Raw genomic sequence first — 21,743 nt, 5'->3', positions numbered from 1 at the left:
ACCTCAGCGGCCGCTGCGCATCACCTCTTCGGCGCTCACGCCAAAATGGTCGAAAATGATCTGGGCATTGCGGCGGTGCGATTTGAAATAGACGTCGAAAAGGTCGCCCAGCAGCGGCACACTGCCGACCACCGCATCTGTTGCGATATTGCCGAGCATGCGGGCAAGCTTTTCCGGCGGCAGGCCGAGCCGTCGCGCCTCGTTGACGATGACAAGGCCAATCACCGCGCCGCTGGCATCTCCGACCACCGGCAGAAGACCAAGCACCGAATCGGCACCGAAACGAATACCGGTTCCCGGAATGCGGATCGCCGTATCCATCAGCCGGGCAAGCTTTGCCATGCGGGCAATGCGCCGCATCGTGTCGGCATCAAGGCCTGCGCGCCCACCGGCAGCAGAGCCCCAGCCATCGGCCTTTGTCCAGGATCTTGAACCCGCACTTGCCACAATCATCACCTCCCGATCACACGCGCCAATAGCGCAATCGTGGAGATGGGAAGCAGATGCCTCTTGTGCAACAGGTCTTGCTTATATTTCTGATGAAAGATCAGGTTACCGCGCCGACCTGCCAGGGCACGAATTCATTGTCGCCATAGTCGTAGATTTCGCTAAGCGTCTTCTGGCCGGAGGCAACCGCCAGAATATGCTCGAAGATCCGCTCGCCGGACTGTTCTATGGTCTCATCGCCGGTAACGATGCCGCCACAGTTGAGATCCATGTCCTCCCTCATGTGCTCGTACATGTCGGTATTGGTGGCGATCTTGATACAGGGCGAAGGCTTGAAACCCGATACCGAACCGCGCCCGGTCGTAAAACAGATGACATTGCAGCCGCCGGCCACCTGACCGGTGACGGCGACCGGATCGTAACCGGGCGTATCCATGAACACAAAACCCGGCTCGGTGACGGTTTCGGCAAATTCATAGACCGCCTTCAGCGGCATGGAACCGCCCTTGGCAACCGCGCCGAGCGATTTTTCAAGGATGGTCGTCAGCCCTCCCTGCTTATTGCCATGCGAGGGATTGTTGTTCAGTTCATCGCCATTGCGCGCCGTATAGTCACGCCACCAGTCGATGCGGTCGAGCAGCTTCTGCGCCACCGCAGGGGTCACCGCCCGGCGGGTCAGCAGGTGTTCGGCGCCATAGATTTCCGGCGTTTCGGCAAGAACCGTCGTACCACCATGGCGCACGATGAGATCGGAAGCATGGCCCAGCGCCGGATTGGCGGAAATGCCCGAATAGCCATCGGAACCGCCGCATTCGAGCGCCAGCTTCAGCTTCGACAGAGGCTGCGGCGTGCGCCGAGCCGCATCCACCACCGGCAGCATGTCCTTGATGATGGCAATCGCCGCATCGATCGTCTTCTTCGTACCGCCATGCTGCTGGATCGTCATCGTGCGCAGCCGGTCGCCCTCCTCCATCTTGTAATGCTCGAGAATGGGGCCGATCTGGTTCGTCTCGCAGCCAAGCCCGATCATCAGGATGCCGCCGAAATTCGGATGCCGCGCATAGCCCTGGATGGTGCGGATGAGCAGGCGATAGCCCTCCGACTTGTTGTTGAGCGCGCAGCCAGTGCTGTGGGTCAGCGCCACAACGCCATCGATATGGTCAAAACCATCCAGCCCACCTAAGCGGTTGAAATAGTCGGCAATGTAGCGCGAGACGGTCGCCGAACAGTTGACCGAGGAAATGATGCCGATGAAATTGCGCGTGCCCGCACCGCCAAGGCCACGGTCATAGCCCATGAAGGTGCGGCGCTCGGCAAGAGGCACCATGCCGGTCTCTTCGATATCGACGCAGAACTGGTGCTCGTGCTCAGACGGCAGCATGGAAAGATTGTGCAGATGCACATGGGCGCCGGGCGCAATATCCTGCGTGGCAAGCCCGATGATCTGGCCGTATTTGCGCACCTCATGGCCGGCAGCAATCGGCTTGATCGCCACCTTGTGGCCACGGCCGATCAGGTCGCGCGCCAGCAGATCCCTATAGCCGGTCGGGCCACCGGCCGGGATGGAGCGACGGGCGACGGCCACATCATCCAGCGCGTTCAGCACGATGACGGGGGATACGAACTCGTTCATTTAATCCTCCTCCCTGGAGGTTTATTCATCTTCTATGTCGAAAACCGCGGACCTATCTGGGCTCGCTATCCAGCCACCGGCGCTTGGATTCCTCCAGATGCACATGCATCATCGCCTGCGCCAGCAATCCATCGCGCGCCTCCAGCGCCGCATAGATCGCCTCGTGTTCGTCAAGCGCATAACTCCAGGTATCCGGTGTTTCGAAATGCACCCGCAGCTGGGTCGAGATCGGGCTATGACGGTCATCAAACAATTCACCGACAATGCGCGCCAGCACGCTATTGCCCGCTTGCGCGGCAATCGCCAGATGGAATTGCCGGTCATGCTCCACGGGCTTGCGCCCCTCGGCAATTTCGCGACCCATCGCATCCAGTGTCTGGCGCAGGGTTTTCAAAACATCCGGTGTCATGCGCGAGGCAGCCAGCACCATGACTGCACCTTCCACGGCAGCGCGCGCCTGCATCAGTTCCACCGGGCTTTCACCCATCGAGGAGGCAGAGGCCGGACGACGCTCGGACGTGGCGATGACGTAGATGCCCGACCCCATGCGGATCTCCACCGTGCCATCGATTTCGAGCGCAATCAGCGCCTCGCGCAGCGAGGGACGCGATACGCCAAGCTGCTGCGCCAGATCCCGTTCGGCCGGCAGGCGCTGGCCCAGCTTGAACTGGCCGGCCTGGATCAGCGCGCGGATCTGGTCTGCCACCTGCTGGTAAAGCCTGCGCTCGCTCGTCCTGATCCCGTTCATCAAACCCATTGCCCTCGGTTGGCCTTACCATAGGCAGAAGATCGGGAACTGGCAAGACCACATTCAAGCCATTGATTTTATTTGTTTTACATCAATTTATTGCGGCCATCCCCACACCGTATCGAATATTTCTGAAATTGGCTTGACCAATTTGGTCAGGCCGCATACCACTATCCCACAGCCGCCGGGTGGAGCGCGAACGGCTGGCGCCTTTGGGCGCAAGGAGGAGCAGATCATGCAAAACGGCGAAGCCATAAAGGGCATGGCAGGCACTTCGTTTGCGGACGAGATGCTGCTCAGCCTTGAAAACATCCGCAAGGAATTTCCAAGCGTCACTGCGCTGGCCGATGTCAGCTTCGACCTGAAGCGCGGCGAGGTTCATGCCGTCTGCGGCGAAAATGGTGCCGGCAAATCCACCCTGATGAAGATCATCAGTGGCGTCTATACGCCCACATCCGGCAAGATCGTCTACAAGGGCCAGACGCGCAATTTCGCCAATCCGCTGGAAGCCGAAAACCTCGGCATCGCCATCATTCACCAGGAACTGAACCTGGTGCCGCATCTGACCGTGGCGGAAAACATCTATCTGGCGCGCGAACCGCGCCGTGGCTTTCTAGTCGATCGCCGCAAGCTGAAGGCCGATGCGCAGGCCTGTCTCGACCGGCTGGGCGTTGCCATTTCTCCTGACCGGCTGGTGCGCGAGCTTTCGGTTGCCCAGTGCCAGATGGTGGAAATCGCCAAGGCGCTGTCGCTCAATGCCGAAGTGCTGATCATGGACGAGCCGACGTCTTCATTGACGGAGCAGGAAACACGGCTGCTGTTCAAGGTGATCCACGATCTCAAATCCTCGGGCGTCGGCATCATCTATATTTCCCACCGGCTGGACGAAATGGCGGACATCGTTGACCGCGTCACCGTGCTGCGCGACGGGCGCTATGTGGCAACCAGCGCCTTTGCCAAAACAAGCGTGGACGAGATCGTGTCGCGCATGGTTGGCCGGTCGCTGGAGGAAAAATTCCCGGAACGCACCTCGACACCATCCGAAGATGTGCTGCTACGCGCCGACAACCTCACCCGTCACGGGGTTTTCCGCAATGTCAGCTTCACGCTGCGCCGCGGCGAAATCCTAGGCTTTGCCGGGCTGATGGGTGCCGGGCGCACGGAAGTGGCGCGCGCCATTTTCGGCGCCGATCCGCTCAACGAAGGCACGGTCACCATGGATGGCAAGGTCCTGTCGATCACATCGCCACGCGATGCGATTGCCGCAGGCCTTGCCTATCTGTCGGAGGATCGCAAGGCACAAGGACTAGCGATCAAGATGCCGGTCGATGCCAATATGACGCTTGCCAATATGGAGGCGGTGTCGAACCGCTTCGGGCTCATCGATTTTGCCGCTCACGCCAAGGCGGCAGAGCATTATGTCGATTTGCTCAGCATCAAGACGCCGTCCGTCAAGCAGCCGGTCCGGCTGCTGTCTGGCGGCAACCAGCAGAAGATCATCATCGGCAAATGGCTGTTTCGCCAATCGCGCATCCTGTTCTTCGACGAGCCGACGCGCGGCATCGATGTCGGCGCCAAATTTGCCATCTACAAGATCATGGACGAGCTTGCCCGCACTGGCATCGGCGTCATCCTGATCAGCTCGGAACTGCCGGAAATCCTTGGCATGACCGATCGCGTCGCCGTCTTCCACAACGGCACCATCACCGGCGTTCTGGATACAGCCAGGACGAACCAGGAAGAAATCATGCGTTACGCCTCGGGCTATGGGCTGAGCCCGCACCGCCCGGCGGCGAATTGAGGTTCAGATGAGCATTCCGACCGAACCGAAAAGCGGGCGCCTTAGCGATCGCCAGAAGGATGTGATCCAGAAGTTTGCAGCGCTTGGCAGCCTCTTCGTGCTGATTGCCGTGTTTTCGGCCACCAGCAACGCCTTCTTCACCGTCAACAACGGCATGACGATCGCGCTACAAGTCACGTCGATCGCACTGCTCGGCATTGGCGCAACCTGCGTCATCATCACCGGCGGCATCGACCTTTCGGTCGGCTCGGTGCTGGCGCTGTCGGGCGTTGTGGCCGCACTTGCCGTAAAGGAACTGGGCATGCCGGTTCCGATCGGTATGCTGATCGGCATTCTCACCGGTTCGGCCTGCGGTCTCATCAACGGTATTTTCGTCACCCGCATGAAGCTGCCGCCCTTTATCGCAACGCTTGGCATGATGCTGATTGCCCGCGGCGTGGCGCTGCAGATCACCGGCGCACGCGCCGTATCCGGACTTGGCGAAAGCTTTGGCGAACTGGGCAATGGCTCGCTGTTTCGCGTGGTCACCATCGGCGATGACGGCTTTCCGAATGTCGTCTTTCCCGGCATTCCCTATCCGGTCATCCTGATGATCGTCATTGCGATTGCCGTATCCTTCATGCTGAACCGCTCGGTGCTTGGCCGACATATCTATGCCGTAGGCTCCAATGTCGATGCCGCCCGGCTGTCCGGCGTCAATGTCAACCGCGTCGTCAGTTTCACCTATGTGCTGTCCGGCACGCTGGCAGGCCTGACCGGTTGCGTGCTGATGTCGCGCCTTGTCACCGCCCAGCCGAATGAAGGCGTGATGTATGAACTGGATGCGATTGCCAGCGCCGTCATCGGCGGCACTTCGCTGATCGGCGGTGTCGGCACGATTTCCGGCACGGCGATCGGCGCCTTCGTTATCGGCATCCTGCGCAATGGCTTGAACATGAATGGCGTCTCCGCCTTCACACAGCAGATCATCATCGGCCTCGTCATTTTGCTCACCGTCTGGATCGACCAGCTGCGCAACCGCCGATGAGAGAGGGTGCGGACCCTTATCCGCAACAACATGGGAGTGGGAGCTCTCGGGAGGAGGCCATCATGGCCGCTTCATTTTGGAGGATGGAAACATGCATAAACTGGCTAAAGCATTGCTGACATCGGCATTCATGGTCTGCGCCGCATCGGTTGGCGCCCAGGCCGCGGAAATCGCCGTCATCGTCAAGACTGTCAACTCGACCTTCTGGCAGAACGTGCAGAAGGGCGCCGATGCCGCCATGAAGCAGGCGGGGTCCGGCAATACCATGACCTTTCAGGGTCCGGCTGCCGAATCCGCCATCGCCGATCAGGTCAACATGGTGGAAAATGCCATCAATCGCGGCGTGGCCGGCATTGTTCTGGCCCCATCCGATCCGGATGCGCTGATCCCGGCGGTGAAGAAGGCCTGGGAAGCCCGCATTCCGGTCGTCATCATCGACTCGATGCTCTCCAAGGGCGCCGAGCAATATTACCAATCCTTCCTCGCCACCGATAACCGCAAGGCAGGCGAACTGGCCGCCAAGGCGCTGATTGCAAAGGTCGGCACCGAAGGCAAGATCGCCGTGATGTCCTATGTGGCAGGTGCCGGCTCGGAAATCGGCCGTGTCGGCGGCTTCACCGATTATATCAAGGCGAATTCCAAGCTGTCCATCGTCGGCCCTTATTATTCGCAGTCGCAGATGGCAACGGCGCTCAACCAGACGACCGACGTTCTGGCCGCCAATGCCGACCTCAAGGGCATTTTCGGTGCCAATGAGCCGACCGCAATCGGCATGGGCCGCGCCATCAAGCAGGCCGGCAAGGCGGGCAAGGTTGTCGCCGTCGGCTTTGACGGAAACCAGGATCTGCAGGAATTCGTCAAAGACGGCACGCTGGCCGCCATTGCCGTGCAGGGTTCCTTCCAGATGGGCGAACTTGGCGTGAAAACCGTGTCGCAGCTGATCAAGAAGGAAAAGGTCGAGAAGTTCGTCGATACGGGCGTCGTTGTCGTCACCAAGGACAATATCGACAAGCCGGAAGCCAAGAACGTTCTCTACTGAGTTTGGCAAAACCGGACGCGCGAACATCTCGCGCGTCCGCCCCAAAAGGCAAAGGATGACATGATGAAGGCCGCAGATTTTTGCACCCATGCCCGCACCGGCGTAGCACTCACCAGCATGGGCCTTGGCACAGCGCAGATGGGCAATCTCTACCGCGTTACCCCTTACGCGGAATCCGAAACTGCCTTCAAGACCGCCCTGGATTGCGGCATCCGCTATTTCGATAGCGCGCCCTTCTATGGCTATACCCGCGCCGAGCGGCGCATGGGCACCATGCTGACGGATCTGCCGCGCAACGACTATACGATTTCCACCAAGGTTGGCCGCGTCATGACGCCGGATGCCTCCGTGGGCATGGAAGCAGACGGCTTCATGGCACCTCTGCCCTTTCGCCCGGTCTATGACTATACCTATGACGGCGTGATGCGTTCGTTTGAGGCAAGCCAGCAGCGGCTGGGGCTTCTGGCCCCGGACATTCTCTTTGTCCACGACATCGGAGCCATGACGCATGGCGAAAAACACGCGCATTACTGGAGCCAGTTGACCGAGGGCGGCGGTTTTAGGGCGCTCGTCAAGCTGCGCGAGGAAGGCTCGACCAAGGCAATCGGGCTTGGCGTCAATGAATGGGAGATCATTGCCGATGCCATGCGGGTCGCTGAGATCGACATCTGCATGCTGGCCGGGCGCTATACGCTGCTCGAACAACAGAGCCTGGCCTTCATGAATGATTGCGCAAGACAGGGCGTCGGCATCGTGATCGCCGGGCCGTTCAATTCCGGCATTCTCGCCGGCAATCGCAAGTTCAACTATGCCGATGCTCCGGCAGACATCCTGGCGAAAGTGGCCGCTCTGCAGGAGGCCTGCGATGCGGAAGGTGTGAGCCTGCAGGCCGCAGCGCTTCAGTTTCCGCTCGCCCACCCGGCAGTGCTGACCATTGTATCCGGCGCCCGCAATGCCGAGCAACTCACCGCCAATGTCAGCTGGTTCGAGGAGGAAATCCCGGCCTCCTTCTGGGCGCGCCTCAAGGACAAGGGCCTGATTGCCGAGGGTGCCCCCCTGCCGGGTAAAGGAGCCTGATCTTATGCTGATCGATGCCCATCAGCACTTCTGGACGCTGGCAGACCGGGTGGGCGAATGGCCACCGGCAGAGCTTGAGGCGATCCATCGCGATTTTATGCCGGAAGACCTGAAGCCGCTGCTGGATGCCTGCGGCGTTGCCGGTACCGTTCTGGTGTAGACCATGGAAAGCGAGGCCGACACCCGTTTCATGCTGGATCTGGCCGACCGTCACGCTGTTATTCTGGGCGTCGTCGGTTGGACGGACCTGAAAGCCAAGGACGCGGCAAAGGCCGTGGCAAGGCTTGCGGCGCATCCGAAGCTGAAGGGCCTGCGCCCCATGCTGCAGGGGCTGGCCGATGATGCATGGATCACCGATCCGGCGCTGGACGAGGCCGTGGCAGCGATGATCGCAACCGACCTGGCCCTCGATGCGCTGGTCTTTCCAAGACACCTTCCGCATCTCGTTACCTTTGCAGAACGCCAGCCCGATCTGCGCATCGTCATTGATCACGGCGCCAAGCCCGACATTGCCCACGGCAAATTCACCGAATGGCGCGCCGCCATGGCCGATCTGGCCAGCCTTCCCAATGTGTCGTGCAAGCTGTCGGGCCTGCTGACCGAAGCGGGCGACCAGAAGCGTGAGGCCGTGCGGCCCTATGCCGAGACCATCCTTGGCCTGTTTGGCGCAAGGGGCGTGATCTGGGGCAGTGACTGGCCGGTGATACGGCTTGCCAGCGATTATCGCAGCTGGTTCGATCAGTGCCGCGACATTGTGCCGAACGATCATCACGCCGCCGTCTTCGGTGCCAATGCGCAATCCTTCTACCGGTTAAATGGGTAAGTCCATGCTGACAATTATCTGCGATACTCCCGGCACGCTTTCTGCCATCGAGCGGGAAAAACCGAAGCCCGGTCCCGGCGAAGCGCTGCTGCGCATCCGGCGCATCGGCGTCTGCGGCACGGACCTGCATATCTTCACCGGTAACCAGCCCTATCTCTCCTATCCGCGGGTCATGGGGCACGAGCTGGCGGCAACCGTAGAAGAAGCACCGCCCGGCAGCCATCTGGCGATTGGCGATACTGTTTCAGTCATTCCCTATATTTCCTGCGGCCACTGCAATGCCTGCCTGAAGGGCCGCAGCAATTGCTGCCGCAATATCGGCGTGCTCGGCGTTCACCGCGATGGCGGCATGACCGAATATCTCTGCGTGCCAGCGGAATTTCTGGTGAAGGCTGAGGGGCTTTCGCTCGATCAGGCGGCCATGGTGGAGTTTCTGGCCATTGGCGCCCATGCGGTAGCACGGGCCAGAACACGCGTCGGCGAAACCGTGCTGATTGCCGGCGCTGGCCCGATCGGCCTTGCGGTTGCCGTGTTTGCCAAGATGGAAGGAGCTTCGGTCACGCTGATCGATGGGCGCAAGGATCGCCTCGATTTCGCCCGCCAGCATCTGGGCATCACCTCCACCGTGCTTCTGGGCGAAGGCGATGTGGAGGAACTGTCCACTATTACCCAGGGTAATTTCTTCGATGCCGTGTTTGATGCAACCGGCAACCCGAAAGCCATTGAGCGCGGCTTCGGCTTTGTGGCCCATGCCGGCACCTATGTTCTGGTGTCGATCGTGGCAAGCCATATCAGCTTTTCGGATCCGGAATTCCACAAGCGGGAAACCACGTTACTCGGCAGCCGCAACGCGACGCTTGCCGATTTTGAGCATGTGATGGACGCCATGCGCGCCGGCCATGTGCCGGATGCGCTGATCACCCATCGCATGGCGCTGTCCGAGGTGCCGCAGAAATTTGCCGGCCTGACTGACCCGACAGCCGGTGTCGTGAAGGCCATGGTGGAAGTCTGAGACCCGTCGCCTTGGCCTTGCAATCAAACTGGCGAGGTTGAAGGCTGCGGCCATTCGCGGCCAATGAGTCGTGCGGATGGAAAGGCAGGCAAGCAGATCATGACGTTAGAGAGGAATGAACATGGCTAATCTTCAAGGCAAGACGGTGCTGATCACGGCTGCCGGCCAGGGCATCGGGCGGGCAAGCGCCATAGCTTTCGCAGAGGCTGGCGCACTGGTCTATGCCACAGATATCAACGAACAGGCTTTGGCGGAACTGCCGAGGCATGCGAACCTCAAGACACAAAAGCTGGACGTGTTGAATACCGAGGCGGTGCAGGCCTGCGTGGCCGGCATCGGACAGGTGGATGTACTGTTCAATTGCGCTGGCGTCGTGCATGGCGGTTCGGTGCTGGAGATGAAGGACAGCGATCTGGATTTCGCCATCGACCTCAATGTGAAGGCGATGATCCGCACCATTCGCGCCGTGCTGCCGGGCATGATGGAACGCCGCGACGGCGCCATCATCAACATGTCCTCGGTTGCCTCCTCCATCAAGGGCGTGCCTAACCGCTTTGCCTATGGTGTCTCGAAAGCGGCCGTCATCGGCCTCACCAAAGCGGTTGCCGCTGATTACGTGGGCCACAACATCCGCTGCAACGCGATTTGCCCCGGCACGGTGGAAAGCCCCTCGCTGCAGGAGCGTCTACGCGCGCAAGGCGATTATGACGCGGCGCGTGCCGCCTTCATCGCCCGCCAGCCGATCGGCCGGCTTGGCGCACCGGAAGAAATCGCAGACCTTGCCGTCTATCTTGCCGGCGCAACCTATACCACCGGCCAGGCTGTCGCCATCGATGGCGGCTGGACCATCTGAACAAAATCCAGGGAAGGAAATCTCATGAAACTGCTTCGTTACGGCGCCTCCGGCGCAGAACGCCCCGCCCTCGTCGATGCCAATGGCACGATCCGCGACCTCTCCGCCCATATGACGGATCTCTCCGGCCTGGCGCTTGATCCGGTCAATCTCTCCAAGCTCGCAGCGCTTGATACGGCCGCCCTGCCGGAAGTATCCGCCACCGAGCGCTTGGGCGCCTGCGTCGCCGGCACCGGTAAATTCATCTGCATCGGCCTCAACTATTCCGACCATGCCGCCGAATCCGGCATGGCCGTTCCGCCCGAACCGGTGATCTTCATGAAGGCAACCTCCGCCATCGTTGGCCCGAATGACGATGTGCTGATCCCGCGCGGCTCGCAAAAGACCGATTGGGAAGTGGAACTGGGCGTCGTCATCGGCAAGACGGCAAAATACGTGTCGGAAGCCGACGCCCTCGATTACGTCGCCGGCTACTGCGTGTCCCATGACGTGTCCGAACGCGCCTTCCAGACGGAGCGGTCCGGCCAGTGGACCAAGGGCAAGTCCTGCGACACGTTTGGCCCAATCGGCCCCTGGCTGGTGACGAAGGATGAGATCGCCGATCCGCAGAATCTCTCCATGTGGCTGAAGGTGAACGGCCAGACCATGCAGAACGGCACGACCTCCACCATGGTCTATGGCGTGGCCTTCCTCGTCTCCTATCTCAGCCAGTTCATGAGCCTGCATCCCGGCGATGTCATCTCCACCGGCACGCCGCCCGGCGTCGGCATGGGTATGAAGCCGCAGCGTTACCTGAAGCCCGGCGACGTGGTGGAACTGGGCATAGAAGGGCTCGGCACGCAGAAGCAGACCTTCCGCGCCGATACCTGATCTTTCTGACTGACATTCCTGCCGGAGATACGAGCATGGCCACAATCACCGATATGCGCATCATCGACCTGCGTTTTCCAACCTCGCAATCGCTTGATGGCTCAGACGCGATGAACCCGGACCCGGATTATTCGGCAGCCTATGTCATTCTGGAAACCGACGTGCCCGGTCTTGCCGGGCACGGCCTGACCTTTACCATCGGCCGTGGTAACGACATCTGCTGCATGGCAATCCACGCCATGCGGCATCTGGTGGTCGGAACGGATCTTGCGGTGGTGAAGGCGCATCCGGGCAAATTCTGGCGGCATCTGACGAGCGACAGCCAGTTGCGCTGGATCGGCCCGGAAAAAGGCGCCATGCATCTGGCGACAGGTGCCGTCGTCAACGCCATCTGGGATCTTCTGGCCAAGCAGGCTGGCAAGCCCGTCTGGCGGCTGGTGGCCGACATTTCGCCGGAAGAAATCGCCGATATCGTTGACTACCGCTACATTACCGATGTGCTGACCCGCGACGAGGCACTGGCCATCCTTGAAAAGGCCGAGGCGGGCAAGGCGGAACGCATCGCAATCCTCGAGCGCGAGGGTTATGCCTGCTACACGACCTCTGCCGGCTGGCTGGGCTATGACGATGACAAGCTGCGCCGCCTCTGCCAGGAGGCGATCGATGCCGGTTTCAACCATGTGAAGATGAAGGTTGGCCGCGATCTGGAAGACGATATCCGTCGCCTGACCATAGCCCGCGAGGTGATCGGCCCGGATCGCTACCTGATGATCGATGCCAACCAGGTCTGGGAAGTCGATCAGGCGATCGACTGGGTGAAGCAGCTTTCCTTCTGCAACCCCTTCTTCATCGAGGAGCCGACAAGCCCGGACGACGTGGCCGGCCATCGCAAGATCCGCCAGGCGATCACGCCGGTGAAGGTCGCAACCGGCGAGATGTGCCAGAACCGCATCATGTTCAAGCAGTTCATCGCCGAAGGCGCCATCGACGTGGTGCAGATCGATTCATGCCGCATGGGCGGGCTGAACGAGGTGCTGGCGGTGCTGCTGATTGCCGCAAAGTTCAACCTGCCGGTCTGGCCGCATGCCGGAGGTGTGGGCTTGTGCGAATATGTGCAGCACCTGTCGATGATCGATTATGTGGCAGTGTCCGGCACCAAGGAAGGCCGCGTCATTGAATATGTCGATCATCTGCACGAGCATTTCCTTGATCCTTGCGTGATCCGGGACGCTGCCTATATGCCGCCCTCGCTACCCGGCTTTTCCATCGAGATGAAGGAGGAGACGCTGAAGGCATTCGCCTTCGCCCCGGTGAAGAACAGCACCGGCGAAAAGAAGCTGCAATAATTAGTACGAATCAGTACAGAAATTTAGGAGTGCGTTCATTTCTGGCGAATAACGTTCGTGGTGTTCTCCAACAAGGAAGCTTCACCATGGTCGATGCCATATCCAGTTCCGCCGCCACGCTCTTAGGTGGCACATCCTCGTCCACATCCACTTCGTCTTCGACATCGGATGTGGCAAGCTTGGAATCCCAGCTTGCCGCCAAGCAGGCAAAGCTTGCCGAGAGCGAGGACGAAGCGGAGCAGGACGAGTTGCAAGTGCAGATCGCCGCCCTTCAAAAGCAGATCGAGCAGGCAAAGGCGGCAGCCGCCAAGCAGGAAACTGCGGCAGTCCAGCCGGCAGAACCCGCACGACAGGAAGAGGCTCTCGAAATGTCGGGAGAAAGCGAACGTATCGGAACGAAGAATTTCGATGAGGACAGCGAATTTGGCGACCGAACCGCCTATGTGTGATGGTTTACAGGTCGTCTTTGCACGAAATATAGTATCGTCACTTTAGAAGACGCTATTTCCTCATCAGCAATTGTACTAGGTCGTCTCATTCCGCTATCGTCGGCGAGAAGCACAACCTAGCCGAAATATGATGACGCAAGACACATCCAGCGAACCGGCCCCACCCGCCAAACGGGGGCGCGGCCGTCCCAAAGCGGCCAGCGACAGCGACCGGCGCAGCTCCATTCTGGAGACTGCCCGGCGCACCTTTGTCGAACTGGGCCTGATCGGCACTACCACGGATATCGTGGCAAGCCGCTGCAAGATATCCAAACAGACGCTCTATCGGCTGTTTCCCAGCAAGACGGATCTGTTCATCGCAGTGGTTGCAGCCCATCGGCAGATGATGCTGGATCTCCCGCGACCTACCGATGAGGATGCGCCCCTGGCCGATGTCATCGCGAGCATTTTCATGATCGACATCGATGCTGACATGGAGCGTGAACGCAGCGCCTTCATTCATATCATTATGCGCGAGGCACATCAGCTGCCGGATATGGCGGAAATCCTCTTCCGCGAAGGACCGCAGACATCGCAGCGGCAGCTGGCGGAATGGCTTGCCGGCCAGGTGGAACGAGGACGCCTGCAGCTGGAGGACCCGATGAACGGTGCCCGCATGTTGATGGACCTGCTGTTCAGCGGCCCAGGACCCTTGCGCTGGAAGGACCTTGGAGAACGTCGGCGCCACATGGAACAGGCCATCGGGATCTTTGTGCGCGGCACGCAGAAGCCACCGCATAAGCCCGGATAGACACCATAAAAACGTACGCCCGGAACCAGGAAGGCCGCCGGGCGAAGTGTGACGGATATCAGGCGTCAGGCATTATCGCGCTGATAGATCCAGTCATGATCCGGGTGGTTCTGGAAGCGCCATTTGCGCAAGGGGCCCGCCATGACGTTCAGATAATACATCTCATAGCCATGCGGCACGCCGCAGGGATGATGCCCCTTAGGCACCAGAACGAGATCACCGTCGGAAACTGCCATGGTCTCATCCAGCGAACCATCCTCGGTGAAGACGCGCTGGAAGCCGAAACCCTGCGCCGGGTTCAGCCGGTGATAATAGGTCTCTTCCAGATAGGTCATGTCCGGGAAATTATCCTCATCATGCCGGTGCGGCGGATAGGACGACCAATTGCCCGAGGGCGTGAAAACTTCCGTCACCAGCAGGCTATCGGCGACATCGCGGTCTTCCATGGCAATCGGGAAGATGTGACGCGTATTGGCACCCTTGCCGCGCTCCGTCAGGTTGATACCGGCAGGCCCGATGATGGCAGCTTCGCGTCCGGGCTTGGCAGGGGCCGTGCAGATGGCCAGCGTGCAATCCGTCGTGGCGGTCGCCGACCAGTCGGCTCCGGCCGGCACATAGACGCAATGCGGCGGCTTCTTTTCAAACGCACTCATGCGGTCGCCAAGTTCGCCGAAGCTCTTGCCCGCGCCGGAAATGTCAGCCTTGCCCTCGACAAGCACCAGAATAACTTCCGTCTCGCCCGTCGGCTCAGCGGCCGTCTCGCCAGCCTTCAGCCGGTAAAGGCCGAAGCCCACATAGCCCCAATTGGCGCTTTCCGGCGTGATGTCATGCACCTTGCCGGATGTGCCGGATGGCTTGCGTAGCAGATTGGTCATTCCTCGTTTCCTTCCTTGCGAGCGGCAGCGGCTTTCGCCTTTTCTGCTTCCGCTTTGGCGATCGAACGATCGTATATGATCAGCAATTCATAGGCCGCATAGGCAGCTGCGCCTAAGAACATGAGCGCCCAACCCCACGACTGGTTATAGGCTTCCACCCCGCCCCAGAGTGCTGGCAGCACCACGGTGAGGATGCGTGCCCAGAGGGGTTTGAAGAACGGGTGCGTGGGATCGAGCAGCTTCAACGGCTTTTCCTTCGGAACGGATCAGATGAGACCTGCATCCTTGGCGAAGCCCTTCAGCGAATTCAAGCCGAGGCTCTGATATTCGAACGGATTGCGCGCATCCGGGTCCTGTTCGGCCTCGATGACAATCCAGCCCTCATAACCATGCTCGGCAGCAATTTTCAGAACCGGCGGGAAATCAACGCCACCTTCGGCATCGCCCGGAACGGTGAAGACGCCACGGCGCACGCCTTCGAGGAAGGAGAGCCGTTCGTTGCGCACCTGATCGGCAATCACCGGGCGCACATTCTTGGCATGGATATGGCCGACGCGGCCCATATACTTTTTCGCGACCGCTTCCGGATTGCCGCCACCGAAATAGCAATGGCCGGTATCCAGCAGCAGCTTGGCATGTGGGCCGGTGTGCTGCATCAGAAGATCGATTTCCGCTTCGCTTTCGACCACTGTTCCCATGTGGTGGTGATAGACGAGCGAAATCCCCTGAGCCGCCGAGTATTCCGCCAGCGCTTCTACGCCCGCACCGAACTTTGCCCAGTCTGCTTCAGCAAGCTTCGGGCGATCTGCCAGCGCCGTATCATCGGCACCGTGGATGGCATTGGAGGTTTCGCAGACGATGATGACCTTGCAGCCCATGGCCTTCAGCACGTCGAGAAAAGGCTGCATGGCAGCCTTTTCCTCTTCGATCGTGTTGGTCAGCAGGTTCAGCGAATGCCAGCCAGAAACGAATTTCAGACCGCGCGGCTCGAGAACCGACTTCAGGCCAGCTGCATCGGTGGGCAGCTTATGGCCCTTTTCGATGCCGTCGAAACCGATCTTTGCGGTCTCGTCCAGGCACTGCTCCAGGCTGATATGGGCGCCGAGCGTGCGGTCATCATCGTTAGACCAGGCAATGGGATTGGTGCCAAACAGAACCATCTTACTGTCTTTCCTTAAGCGCGGCCTCATAAGCGGCGCGGGCGTTTAATACTTCTTGTCTTGCAGAGACTTCCGGCACCGCGACATCCCACCAGTACCCGCCGGCACCGGTTGTCGGATAGGGGTCGGTATCGATGACGATCACGGTCGTCTCAGTCGCCTCGCGGGCGGCATCGAGCGCCGTCTCGAGCTCGGCAATCGAGGAAACCTTGTGCGATTGTGCCCCCATCGATGCCGCATGGGCGGCAAAATCAATGCCGATCGGGCTCACATTCGAATGGGCGTAGAGATTGTTGAACTCCGCCCCGCCGGTGCCCATCTGCAGCCGGTTTATGCAGCCGTAACCGCGATTATCGGTAATGACGAGCGTGATCTTCACACCCATGCCGACCGCCGTTGCCAGCTCCGAATTCATCATCATGTAGGAACCGTCGCCGACCATGACGATCACGTCGCGCTCCGGCTCAGCCATCTTGATACCAAGGCCGCCGGCGATCTCGTACCCCATGCAGGAGAAACCGTATTCCATGTGGTAGGACAGCGGCAACTTCGCCTTCCACAGCTGGTGCAATTCGCCCGGCATGGTGCCCGCCGCGCACATGACGACCGTATTGTCGCGCGAGGCGCGCTGCACGGCACCGATCACCTGCATATCGGTCGGCAGCGTATTGGCATCCGTCGGCGGCGCCGTCACCGCATCGGCCTTTTCAAACCAGCTAGCCTTCAGGCCGGCATCCGGGCTCGCAAAGGCATGATCGCCAAGTGCGGCAGATAGCTTCTCGAGCCCCACCTTGGCGTCGGCCACCAGCGGAATGGCATCATGCTTGGCGCTGTCATAAGCCTGCACATTGAGCGCCAGGATCTTGCGGTTCGGGTTCTTGAACAGCGCCCAGGAACCGGTGGTGAAATCCTGAAAGCGCGTACCGATCCCGATGACCAGATCCGCCTGTTCCGAGACGATATTGGCGCTTTCGCAGCCCGTCACACCAACCGGACCGAAATTATAGGCGTGATCCCAGGCGAGCGCCGACTTGCCCGCCTGCGTTTCGACAACCGGGATTTTGTGCTTCTCTACAAAGGCCTTCAGCGTGTCTGCGGCGCCAGAAAAATGCACGCCGCCTCCGGCAACAATCACCGGGTTTTTGGCGGCCTTTAGCGCCGCAACAGCCGCGTCGAACTCCACCAGATCCGGCTCGGGGCGACGGAAGCGCCAGGTCTTCGCCTCGAAAAAGCTTTCCGGGTAATCGTAAGCCTCGGCTTGCACATCCTGGCAGAAGGCGAGCGTTACCGGACCGCAATCGGCCGGGTCGGTCAGTGTGCGGAATGCGCGCGGCAATGCCGTCAACAGCTGCTCGGGGCGCATGATGCGATCGAAATAGCGGCTGACCGGCTTGAAGCAATCATTGGCCGAGATGGTGCCATCGCCGAAATCCTCGATCTGCTGGAGAACCGGATCGGGGCCGCGATTGGCAAACACATCGCCCGGAATGAAGAGAACCGGCAGACGGTTGACATGTGCGAGCGCTGCAGCCGTCACCATGTTCAAGGCGCCAGGACCAATCGAAGAGGTCACCGCCATGGCGCGCCGACGGCCAAGCTGCTTGGCATAGGCAATCGCCGCATGCGCCATCGACTGCTCATTCTGACCGCGAAAGGTCGGCAATTCCTCGCGGATACCGTAAAGCGCTTCACCAATACCAGCCACATTGCCATGGCCGAAGATGGCCCAGACGCCTGCGATATAGGGGACGCCATCCTCGTTCAGCTGGTTGGCGAGATAGCGAACAAGCGCTTGCGCTGCAGTCAAACGGATCGTTTTCATGCCTGTCCTCCCTGAGCGGCCTTGGCCCGCGCGCCATCCCAGATCGCGCAGAGGCTCTTGTAGCGAGCCACCATGTCATCAATGGCGTCCTGATCGCTGATCTTGCCGGCCAGCCATTTGCGGGCTGCATCGCCAAAGATCGTGCGACCGACGGCGAAACCTTTGACCAGATCAAAGCCTGCCGCAAGCGCAAAGCTTTCCTCAAGCTCTGCCTGCGGCGCATCGAGACCGAGAACCACGATGCCGCGCGTATAGGCGTCATGACGCTCCACAGCCGCGCAGGCATTGGCCCAGGCAGCCGTCGTCTTCATCGGCTCCAGCTTCCACCAGTCAGGATAAACGCCGATCTCATAGAAACGGTCGATGATCGCCGCCGTCGTTTCGTCAGTCACCGGAGCGACCTTGGAGGGGATAACCTCCAGCAGGAATTCCAGCCGGTTACGGCGCGCCGCCTCAAACAGGCGCTTTACCGTATCTTCCTGGTCCTTCTTCATCTCGGGCGTATCATCGGGATGATAGAAGCACAGCACCTTGACCACGTGCTCGGCAGCCCATTCGCCAAGCCCGCCGCAATCGAGGCCGAGTTCCGGCTCCAACGTCAGCGGACGGGAGCCCGGCCATTCGGCAGGACGGCCAATCCAGAGACCGGTGCCGGCAGCGGCATAAAGTGCTTCCTTGCCAAGACGCCCATCGCAGAGAATGCCATAGCCGCCCTGCCCGTCGGCCACCGTGGTTGCCGCCTGAAGGCAGAGCGTCTTGAAGGCGCCAATGCGGTCCGCCGGCACGCCCGCCTCTTCCGCCATCGCTTCCAGCTGCATGCGGTGGTCGAAAGCAAAGACGCGCATGGTCGACCAGTCACCCTTGCGGTTGGTCGACCAATGCACCTGCTCGAGTGCGGCATCCTTGCGCAGCGCCTTGTTCTTGATGCCCGTCTTGAAGAAATATTGCAGCTCTTCCCAGCTGGGGTAAGCGGGCGTGCAGCCATGGCGCGACACGGCAAAAGCACCGCAGGCATTGGCGAACTTCAGCGTTGTCGGCCAATCCTCACCGGTCAGCCAGCCTTTCAGCAGGCCGGCCATGAAACCATCGCCGGCACCCAGAACGTTGAACACTTCGATCGGAAAGCCCGGCCCCGTCTGGCCCTTGTCGAGGCTGTCGGGGATCTCGCCCTCAAACACGGCAGCACCCATAGGCCCGCGCTTGCATACCAGAGCGGCCTTGGACACCTTGCGCACGGCGCGCAGCGCTTCCAGCGTATCGGTGGAGCCGCCGGCAATGTGGAATTCCTCTTCCGTGCCGACGATAAGATCAAACAGATGCAGCGTGCCCTGAAGCTTTGCGGTCACCTTGGCGGATTCAACGAAACGGCTTTCGCCGTCACCATGGCCCGCCACACCCCAGAGATTGGGGCGATAATCGATATCGAGCGCCGTCTGCGCGCCATTTTCGCGCGCCAGCCTGAGCGCCTTCATCACGGCGGCTTCCGTGCGCGCATGCGACAAATGCGTGCCGGTAACGGTGACGCAGCGCGCTTCGGCCACGAAAGCCGGATCGATATCGTCTTCGCACAGCGCCATGTCCGCGCAGTTTTCCCGGTAGAAGATCAGCGGAAACTGGTTTTCATCTCGAATACCGAGAAGCACGAGCGCAGTCAGCCGTTCCGGATCGGTCGCCACGCCACGCACATCGACGCCTTCGCGCACCAGCTGTTCGCGGATGAAGCGGCCCATATGCTCGGCCCCGACGCGGGTAATCAGCGCGCTCTTCAAGCCAAGGCGCGCAGCCCCTGCGGCAATATTCGTCGGCGAGCCGCCGATATATTTGTTGAAGGAGGACATATCCTCCAGACGGCCACCCACCTGGGCGCCATAGAGGTCCACGGACGAACGCCCGATGGTAATCAGATCGAGTGGCTTCAAGAGGCCCTCCCTTGGCCAAGATGGCAATGGCGCCGGTTCGGCGCGTTCAGCAGCCTCTCCCGAGCCGCCGTTCATATTTGGACTATAAATTCTATTTTTGACGCTTTCAATACGAATATTCAGCTTCTGCGCTGCGCACCCACTGCCGTGGACAGGGCAATGGCCAAACAGAGCGTGGCCGAGAGCGAGCGGAAGGCACCGAAATCCACTTCCGACACGGTCAGCGTCACCGCCCCCAGCTTGCGCAGAGGGTTCACCGAAGCATCGGTAAGCGCCACAACCGGCACATCGCGACCGCGCACCAATTCCACCAGATCCAGCGTTTCAGCCGAATAGGGCGAGAAGGTGACCGCCAATAGCGCATCGCCGGGCCGGATGGCCGATGTGCTGTCGAGCCGGCCTGCGACACTGTGCAGCATGGCCGGTACCTGCATCTTTTCAAATGCGTAAGCCAGGTAGCTTGCCACCGGAAACGAGCGGCGAAGACCAATGATATGGATGAGATTGGCACCGGCCAGCACCTCGACTGCCTGTTCAAGCGCCGTTGGGTCAACGGTATTCAAAAGATTTTCCAGCGAGGCCCGCCCCGCATCGACAAATTCTGCCAGAAGCCGGGGTCCGCTGTTTTCACCCATTTCGCGCAGGTGATCGAGCCGCGTCGCATAATCCGGCCAGCCGCCGACATAGCTCTCGCGAAACAGCCGCTGCATTTCCGAATAGCCGGAAAATCCCATGATCTGGCAAAAGCGCATGAAGGCAGACGGCTGCACGCCGGCGGCTTCCGCCATTTCCGCCACGGTGGAGACGGCAATCCGGTCTATATTGGCAGCCACGTAATCGGCGCATTGCTTCAGCCGTTTGGGAAGCGAGAGGGCGACATCCAAGAGCCTCTCCTCAAACTCCTTCACACTTGCGGGCGCCCCCGGTTCTGCCATGCAATCACCCCTTTTCTGCGCTTGACACGAATATGACCACACTCTAGCAAAATGGAACAGAAATTCCAAATTCGGCCCCAGCTTAAGTGCGGGCCGCACAGCCATTCAGTGGAGGAGAAACCCATGGTGACGAGATTGGCCCTGCTTGGGGCAGGACGTATCGGCAAGGTGCATGCAAAGGCCATCGCCTCTGACCCGCGTGCAAAACTGGTGGCCGTGGTGGATGCCATGGAAGCAGCCGCAAAGGCGATTGCCGACGAAGCGGGCTGCGAGGTCAGCACGATCGAGGCGGTGCTGGCCAACAAGGACGTGGACGCAGTCATCATCTGCACGCCGACCAATACGCATGCGGACCTGATCGAGAAATTCGCCCGCGCCGGCAAGGCGATCTTCTGCGAAAAGCCGATCGATCTGGATGTCGCCCGCGCACAGGCCTGCATCGATGTGGTGAAGGAAACCGGCGCCAAGGTTATGCTCGGCTTCAACCGCCGTTTTGACCCACATTTCCAGGCGGTTCGCGCTGAAATCGACAAGGGCACCATCGGCAAGGTCGAGATGGTGACGATCACCAGCCGCGATCCGGGCGCTCCCCCGGTCGAATATATCAAGGTCTCCGGCGGCATTTTTCGCGACATGACGATCCATGACTTTGACATGGCGCGTTATCTGCTCGGCGAAGAAATCAAGACGGTGATGGCATCCGCTGCCGTTCTGGTCGATCCGAAGATCGGCGAAGCCGGCGATTTCGACAGCGCAAGCCTGATCCTGACGACTGCCAGCGGCCGCCAGGCCGTCATCTCCAACTCGCGTCGCGCCACCTATGGCTACGACCAGCGCATCGAAGTGCATGGCTCGCTTGGTTCGGTTGCGGCTGAAAACCAGCGCCCGGTTTCCATCGAAGTGGCGACGAAGGACGGCTATACCCGCCCGCCGCTGCATGATTTCTTCATGACGCGCTACACGGCGGCCTATGCGGCGGAAATCTCCGCCTTCATCGATTGCCTGGATAAGGGCACGGCCCCTTCGCCCTCTGCAGAAGACGGCCTTCTGGCACTGAAGCTTGCCGATGCGGCGCTGAAATCCGCCACTACGGGCATGGTCGTCACGCTTTGATGCA

Annotated in this window: 20 protein-coding genes and 1 pseudogene; 12 read left to right on the top strand and 9 right to left on the bottom strand. The window is 60.3% G+C overall.

What is annotated here, in order from left to right; translation table 11 throughout:
• Positions 1-3 precede the first annotated feature (3 nt).
• The 3 genes from E8M77_RS14450 to E8M77_RS14440 all read right to left on the bottom strand — a co-directional run bounded on the left by E8M77_RS14450 (position 4) and on the right by E8M77_RS14440 (position 2,828).
• Complete coding sequence (locus E8M77_RS14450; protein ID WP_137131759.1) at positions 4-360, bottom strand: DUF4112 domain-containing protein; 357 nt, start codon at positions 358-360, stop codon at positions 4-6.
• 187 nt (positions 361-547) lie between these two features.
• Positions 548-2,080 carry an altronate dehydratase family protein gene (locus tag E8M77_RS14445; RefSeq protein ID WP_137131347.1) on the bottom strand — a complete coding sequence of 511 codons (1,533 nt, stop codon included), beginning with the start codon at positions 2,078-2,080 and terminating at the stop codon, positions 548-550.
• A 52-nt stretch (positions 2,081-2,132) separates the two neighbouring features.
• The gene (locus tag E8M77_RS14440; RefSeq protein ID WP_137131346.1) at positions 2,133-2,828 is read right to left on the bottom strand and encodes a FadR/GntR family transcriptional regulator; all 696 of its coding nucleotides are present in this window, start codon (positions 2,826-2,828) and stop codon (positions 2,133-2,135) included.
• 235 nt (positions 2,829-3,063) lie between these two features.
• Here E8M77_RS14440 and E8M77_RS14435 point away from each other — a divergent pair, with 235 nt between their 5' ends.
• The 11 genes and pseudogenes from E8M77_RS14435 (at position 3,064) to E8M77_RS14385 (ending at position 13,915) form a co-directional block, all read left to right on the top strand.
• Positions 3,064-4,629 (top strand): sugar ABC transporter ATP-binding protein, encoded by a 1,566-nt coding sequence (locus E8M77_RS14435; protein WP_170975888.1) that lies wholly within the window; start codon positions 3,064-3,066, stop codon positions 4,627-4,629.
• Between the two features lie 7 nt (positions 4,630-4,636).
• Positions 4,637-5,656, top strand: a complete 1,020-nt coding sequence (locus E8M77_RS14430; RefSeq protein WP_137131345.1) for an ABC transporter permease — start codon at positions 4,637-4,639, stop codon at positions 5,654-5,656.
• A gap of 91 nt (positions 5,657-5,747) precedes the next feature.
• Positions 5,748-6,695 (top strand): ABC transporter substrate-binding protein, encoded by a 948-nt coding sequence (locus E8M77_RS14425; protein ID WP_137131344.1) that lies wholly within the window; start codon positions 5,748-5,750, stop codon positions 6,693-6,695.
• A 63-nt stretch (positions 6,696-6,758) separates the two neighbouring features.
• Entirely contained in the window at positions 6,759-7,772 is a 1,014-nt protein-coding gene (locus E8M77_RS14420) for an aldo/keto reductase (RefSeq protein ID WP_137131343.1), read from the top strand.
• Positions 7,773-7,776: 4 nt separating this feature from the next.
• Positions 7,777-8,595, top strand: a pseudogene (locus E8M77_RS14415) (amidohydrolase family protein).
• Positions 8,596-8,599: 4 nt separating this feature from the next.
• Positions 8,600-9,607, top strand: coding sequence for a zinc-binding alcohol dehydrogenase family protein (locus E8M77_RS14410; RefSeq protein WP_137131342.1), 1,008 nt, complete (start codon positions 8,600-8,602; stop codon positions 9,605-9,607).
• Positions 9,608-9,728: 121 nt separating this feature from the next.
• The gene (locus tag E8M77_RS14405) at positions 9,729-10,460 is read left to right on the top strand and encodes an SDR family oxidoreductase (protein ID WP_137131341.1); all 732 of its coding nucleotides are present in this window, start codon (positions 9,729-9,731) and stop codon (positions 10,458-10,460) included.
• A 24-nt stretch (positions 10,461-10,484) separates the two neighbouring features.
• Positions 10,485-11,330, top strand: a complete 846-nt coding sequence (locus E8M77_RS14400) for a fumarylacetoacetate hydrolase family protein (protein WP_137131340.1) — start codon at positions 10,485-10,487, stop codon at positions 11,328-11,330.
• Between the two features lie 35 nt (positions 11,331-11,365).
• Positions 11,366-12,676 carry an L-fuconate dehydratase gene (locus tag E8M77_RS14395; protein ID WP_137131339.1) on the top strand — a complete coding sequence of 437 codons (1,311 nt, stop codon included), beginning with the start codon at positions 11,366-11,368 and terminating at the stop codon, positions 12,674-12,676.
• An 86-nt stretch (positions 12,677-12,762) separates the two neighbouring features.
• Positions 12,763-13,125, top strand: a complete 363-nt coding sequence (locus E8M77_RS14390) for a hypothetical protein (protein ID WP_137131338.1) — start codon at positions 12,763-12,765, stop codon at positions 13,123-13,125.
• 130 nt (positions 13,126-13,255) lie between these two features.
• Positions 13,256-13,915, top strand: coding sequence for a TetR/AcrR family transcriptional regulator (locus E8M77_RS14385; protein ID WP_137131337.1), 660 nt, complete (start codon positions 13,256-13,258; stop codon positions 13,913-13,915).
• Positions 13,916-13,980: 65 nt separating this feature from the next.
• Here the strand turns inward: E8M77_RS14385 and iolB are convergent, their stop codons facing one another.
• The 6 genes from iolB to E8M77_RS14355 form a co-directional block, all read right to left on the bottom strand.
• Positions 13,981-14,790 (bottom strand): 5-deoxy-glucuronate isomerase, encoded by an 810-nt coding sequence (gene iolB, locus E8M77_RS14380; RefSeq protein WP_137131336.1) that lies wholly within the window; start codon positions 14,788-14,790, stop codon positions 13,981-13,983.
• Complete coding sequence (locus tag E8M77_RS14375; RefSeq protein WP_137131335.1) at positions 14,787-15,035, bottom strand: hypothetical protein; 249 nt, start codon at positions 15,033-15,035, stop codon at positions 14,787-14,789. The genes iolB and E8M77_RS14375 overlap by 4 nt, the downstream gene beginning before the upstream one ends.
• A 21-nt stretch (positions 15,036-15,056) precedes the next feature.
• Entirely contained in the window at positions 15,057-15,950 is an 894-nt protein-coding gene (gene iolE, locus E8M77_RS14370; protein WP_137131334.1) for a myo-inosose-2 dehydratase, read from the bottom strand.
• Between the two features lies 1 nt (position 15,951).
• Entirely contained in the window at positions 15,952-17,772 is a 1,821-nt protein-coding gene (gene iolD / locus E8M77_RS14365; protein ID WP_137131333.1) for a 3D-(3,5/4)-trihydroxycyclohexane-1,2-dione acylhydrolase (decyclizing), read from the bottom strand.
• Positions 17,769-19,691, bottom strand: a complete 1,923-nt coding sequence (gene iolC, locus E8M77_RS14360; protein WP_137131332.1) for a 5-dehydro-2-deoxygluconokinase — start codon at positions 19,689-19,691, stop codon at positions 17,769-17,771. The genes iolD and iolC overlap by 4 nt, the downstream gene beginning before the upstream one ends.
• A 119-nt stretch (positions 19,692-19,810) precedes the next feature.
• Positions 19,811-20,626 (bottom strand): MurR/RpiR family transcriptional regulator, encoded by an 816-nt coding sequence (locus tag E8M77_RS14355; protein ID WP_137131331.1) that lies wholly within the window; start codon positions 20,624-20,626, stop codon positions 19,811-19,813.
• A 123-nt stretch (positions 20,627-20,749) separates the two neighbouring features.
• On the opposite strand from E8M77_RS14355, the gene iolG reads away from it, so the two are divergent.
• Positions 20,750-21,739: an inositol 2-dehydrogenase gene (gene iolG / locus E8M77_RS14350; protein WP_137131330.1), complete on the top strand. Its 990-nt coding sequence runs from the start codon at positions 20,750-20,752 to the stop codon at positions 21,737-21,739.
• Positions 21,740-21,743: the final 4 nt, after the last annotated feature.

The sequence above is a fragment of the Rhizobium sp. FY34 genome (assembly GCF_005222845.1).
GTDB lineage: Bacteria > Pseudomonadota > Alphaproteobacteria > Rhizobiales > Rhizobiaceae > Neorhizobium.
Note: the sequence above shows the minus strand (reverse complement) of the source record. Positions and strands in the feature narration are given on the sequence as shown.

Excerpts from the sequence above, each read along its gene's own strand:
- E8M77_RS14355 (WP_137131331.1), bottom strand. The coding sequence starts at position 20,626 with ATGGCAGAACCGGGGGCGCCCGCAAGTGTGAAGGAGTTTGAGGAGAGG.
- E8M77_RS14410 (WP_137131342.1), top strand. The coding sequence starts at position 8,600 with ATGCTGACAATTATCTGCGATACTCCCGGCACGCTTTCTGCCATCGAG.
- E8M77_RS14440 (WP_137131346.1), bottom strand. The coding sequence starts at position 2,828 with ATGAACGGGATCAGGACGAGCGAGCGCAGGCTTTACCAGCAGGTGGCA.
- E8M77_RS14435 (WP_170975888.1), top strand. The coding sequence starts at position 3,064 with ATGCAAAACGGCGAAGCCATAAAGGGCATGGCAGGCACTTCGTTTGCG.
- E8M77_RS14420 (WP_137131343.1), top strand. The coding sequence starts at position 6,759 with ATGAAGGCCGCAGATTTTTGCACCCATGCCCGCACCGGCGTAGCACTC.
- iolB (WP_137131336.1), bottom strand. The coding sequence starts at position 14,790 with ATGACCAATCTGCTACGCAAGCCATCCGGCACATCCGGCAAGGTGCAT.
- E8M77_RS14385 (WP_137131337.1), top strand. The coding sequence starts at position 13,256 with ATGACGCAAGACACATCCAGCGAACCGGCCCCACCCGCCAAACGGGGG.
- E8M77_RS14395 (WP_137131339.1), top strand. The coding sequence starts at position 11,366 with ATGGCCACAATCACCGATATGCGCATCATCGACCTGCGTTTTCCAACC.
- iolD (WP_137131333.1), bottom strand. The coding sequence starts at position 17,772 with ATGAAAACGATCCGTTTGACTGCAGCGCAAGCGCTTGTTCGCTATCTC.
- E8M77_RS14445 (WP_137131347.1), bottom strand. The coding sequence starts at position 2,080 with ATGAACGAGTTCGTATCCCCCGTCATCGTGCTGAACGCGCTGGATGAT.
- E8M77_RS14450 (WP_137131759.1), bottom strand. The coding sequence starts at position 360 with ATGCGGCGCATTGCCCGCATGGCAAAGCTTGCCCGGCTGATGGATACG.
- E8M77_RS14400 (WP_137131340.1), top strand. The coding sequence starts at position 10,485 with ATGAAACTGCTTCGTTACGGCGCCTCCGGCGCAGAACGCCCCGCCCTC.
- iolG (WP_137131330.1), top strand. The coding sequence starts at position 20,750 with ATGGTGACGAGATTGGCCCTGCTTGGGGCAGGACGTATCGGCAAGGTG.
- E8M77_RS14430 (WP_137131345.1), top strand. The coding sequence starts at position 4,637 with ATGAGCATTCCGACCGAACCGAAAAGCGGGCGCCTTAGCGATCGCCAG.
- iolE (WP_137131334.1), bottom strand. The coding sequence starts at position 15,950 with ATGGTTCTGTTTGGCACCAATCCCATTGCCTGGTCTAACGATGATGAC.
- E8M77_RS14425 (WP_137131344.1), top strand. The coding sequence starts at position 5,748 with ATGCATAAACTGGCTAAAGCATTGCTGACATCGGCATTCATGGTCTGC.
- E8M77_RS14390 (WP_137131338.1), top strand. The coding sequence starts at position 12,763 with ATGGTCGATGCCATATCCAGTTCCGCCGCCACGCTCTTAGGTGGCACA.
- E8M77_RS14405 (WP_137131341.1), top strand. The coding sequence starts at position 9,729 with ATGGCTAATCTTCAAGGCAAGACGGTGCTGATCACGGCTGCCGGCCAG.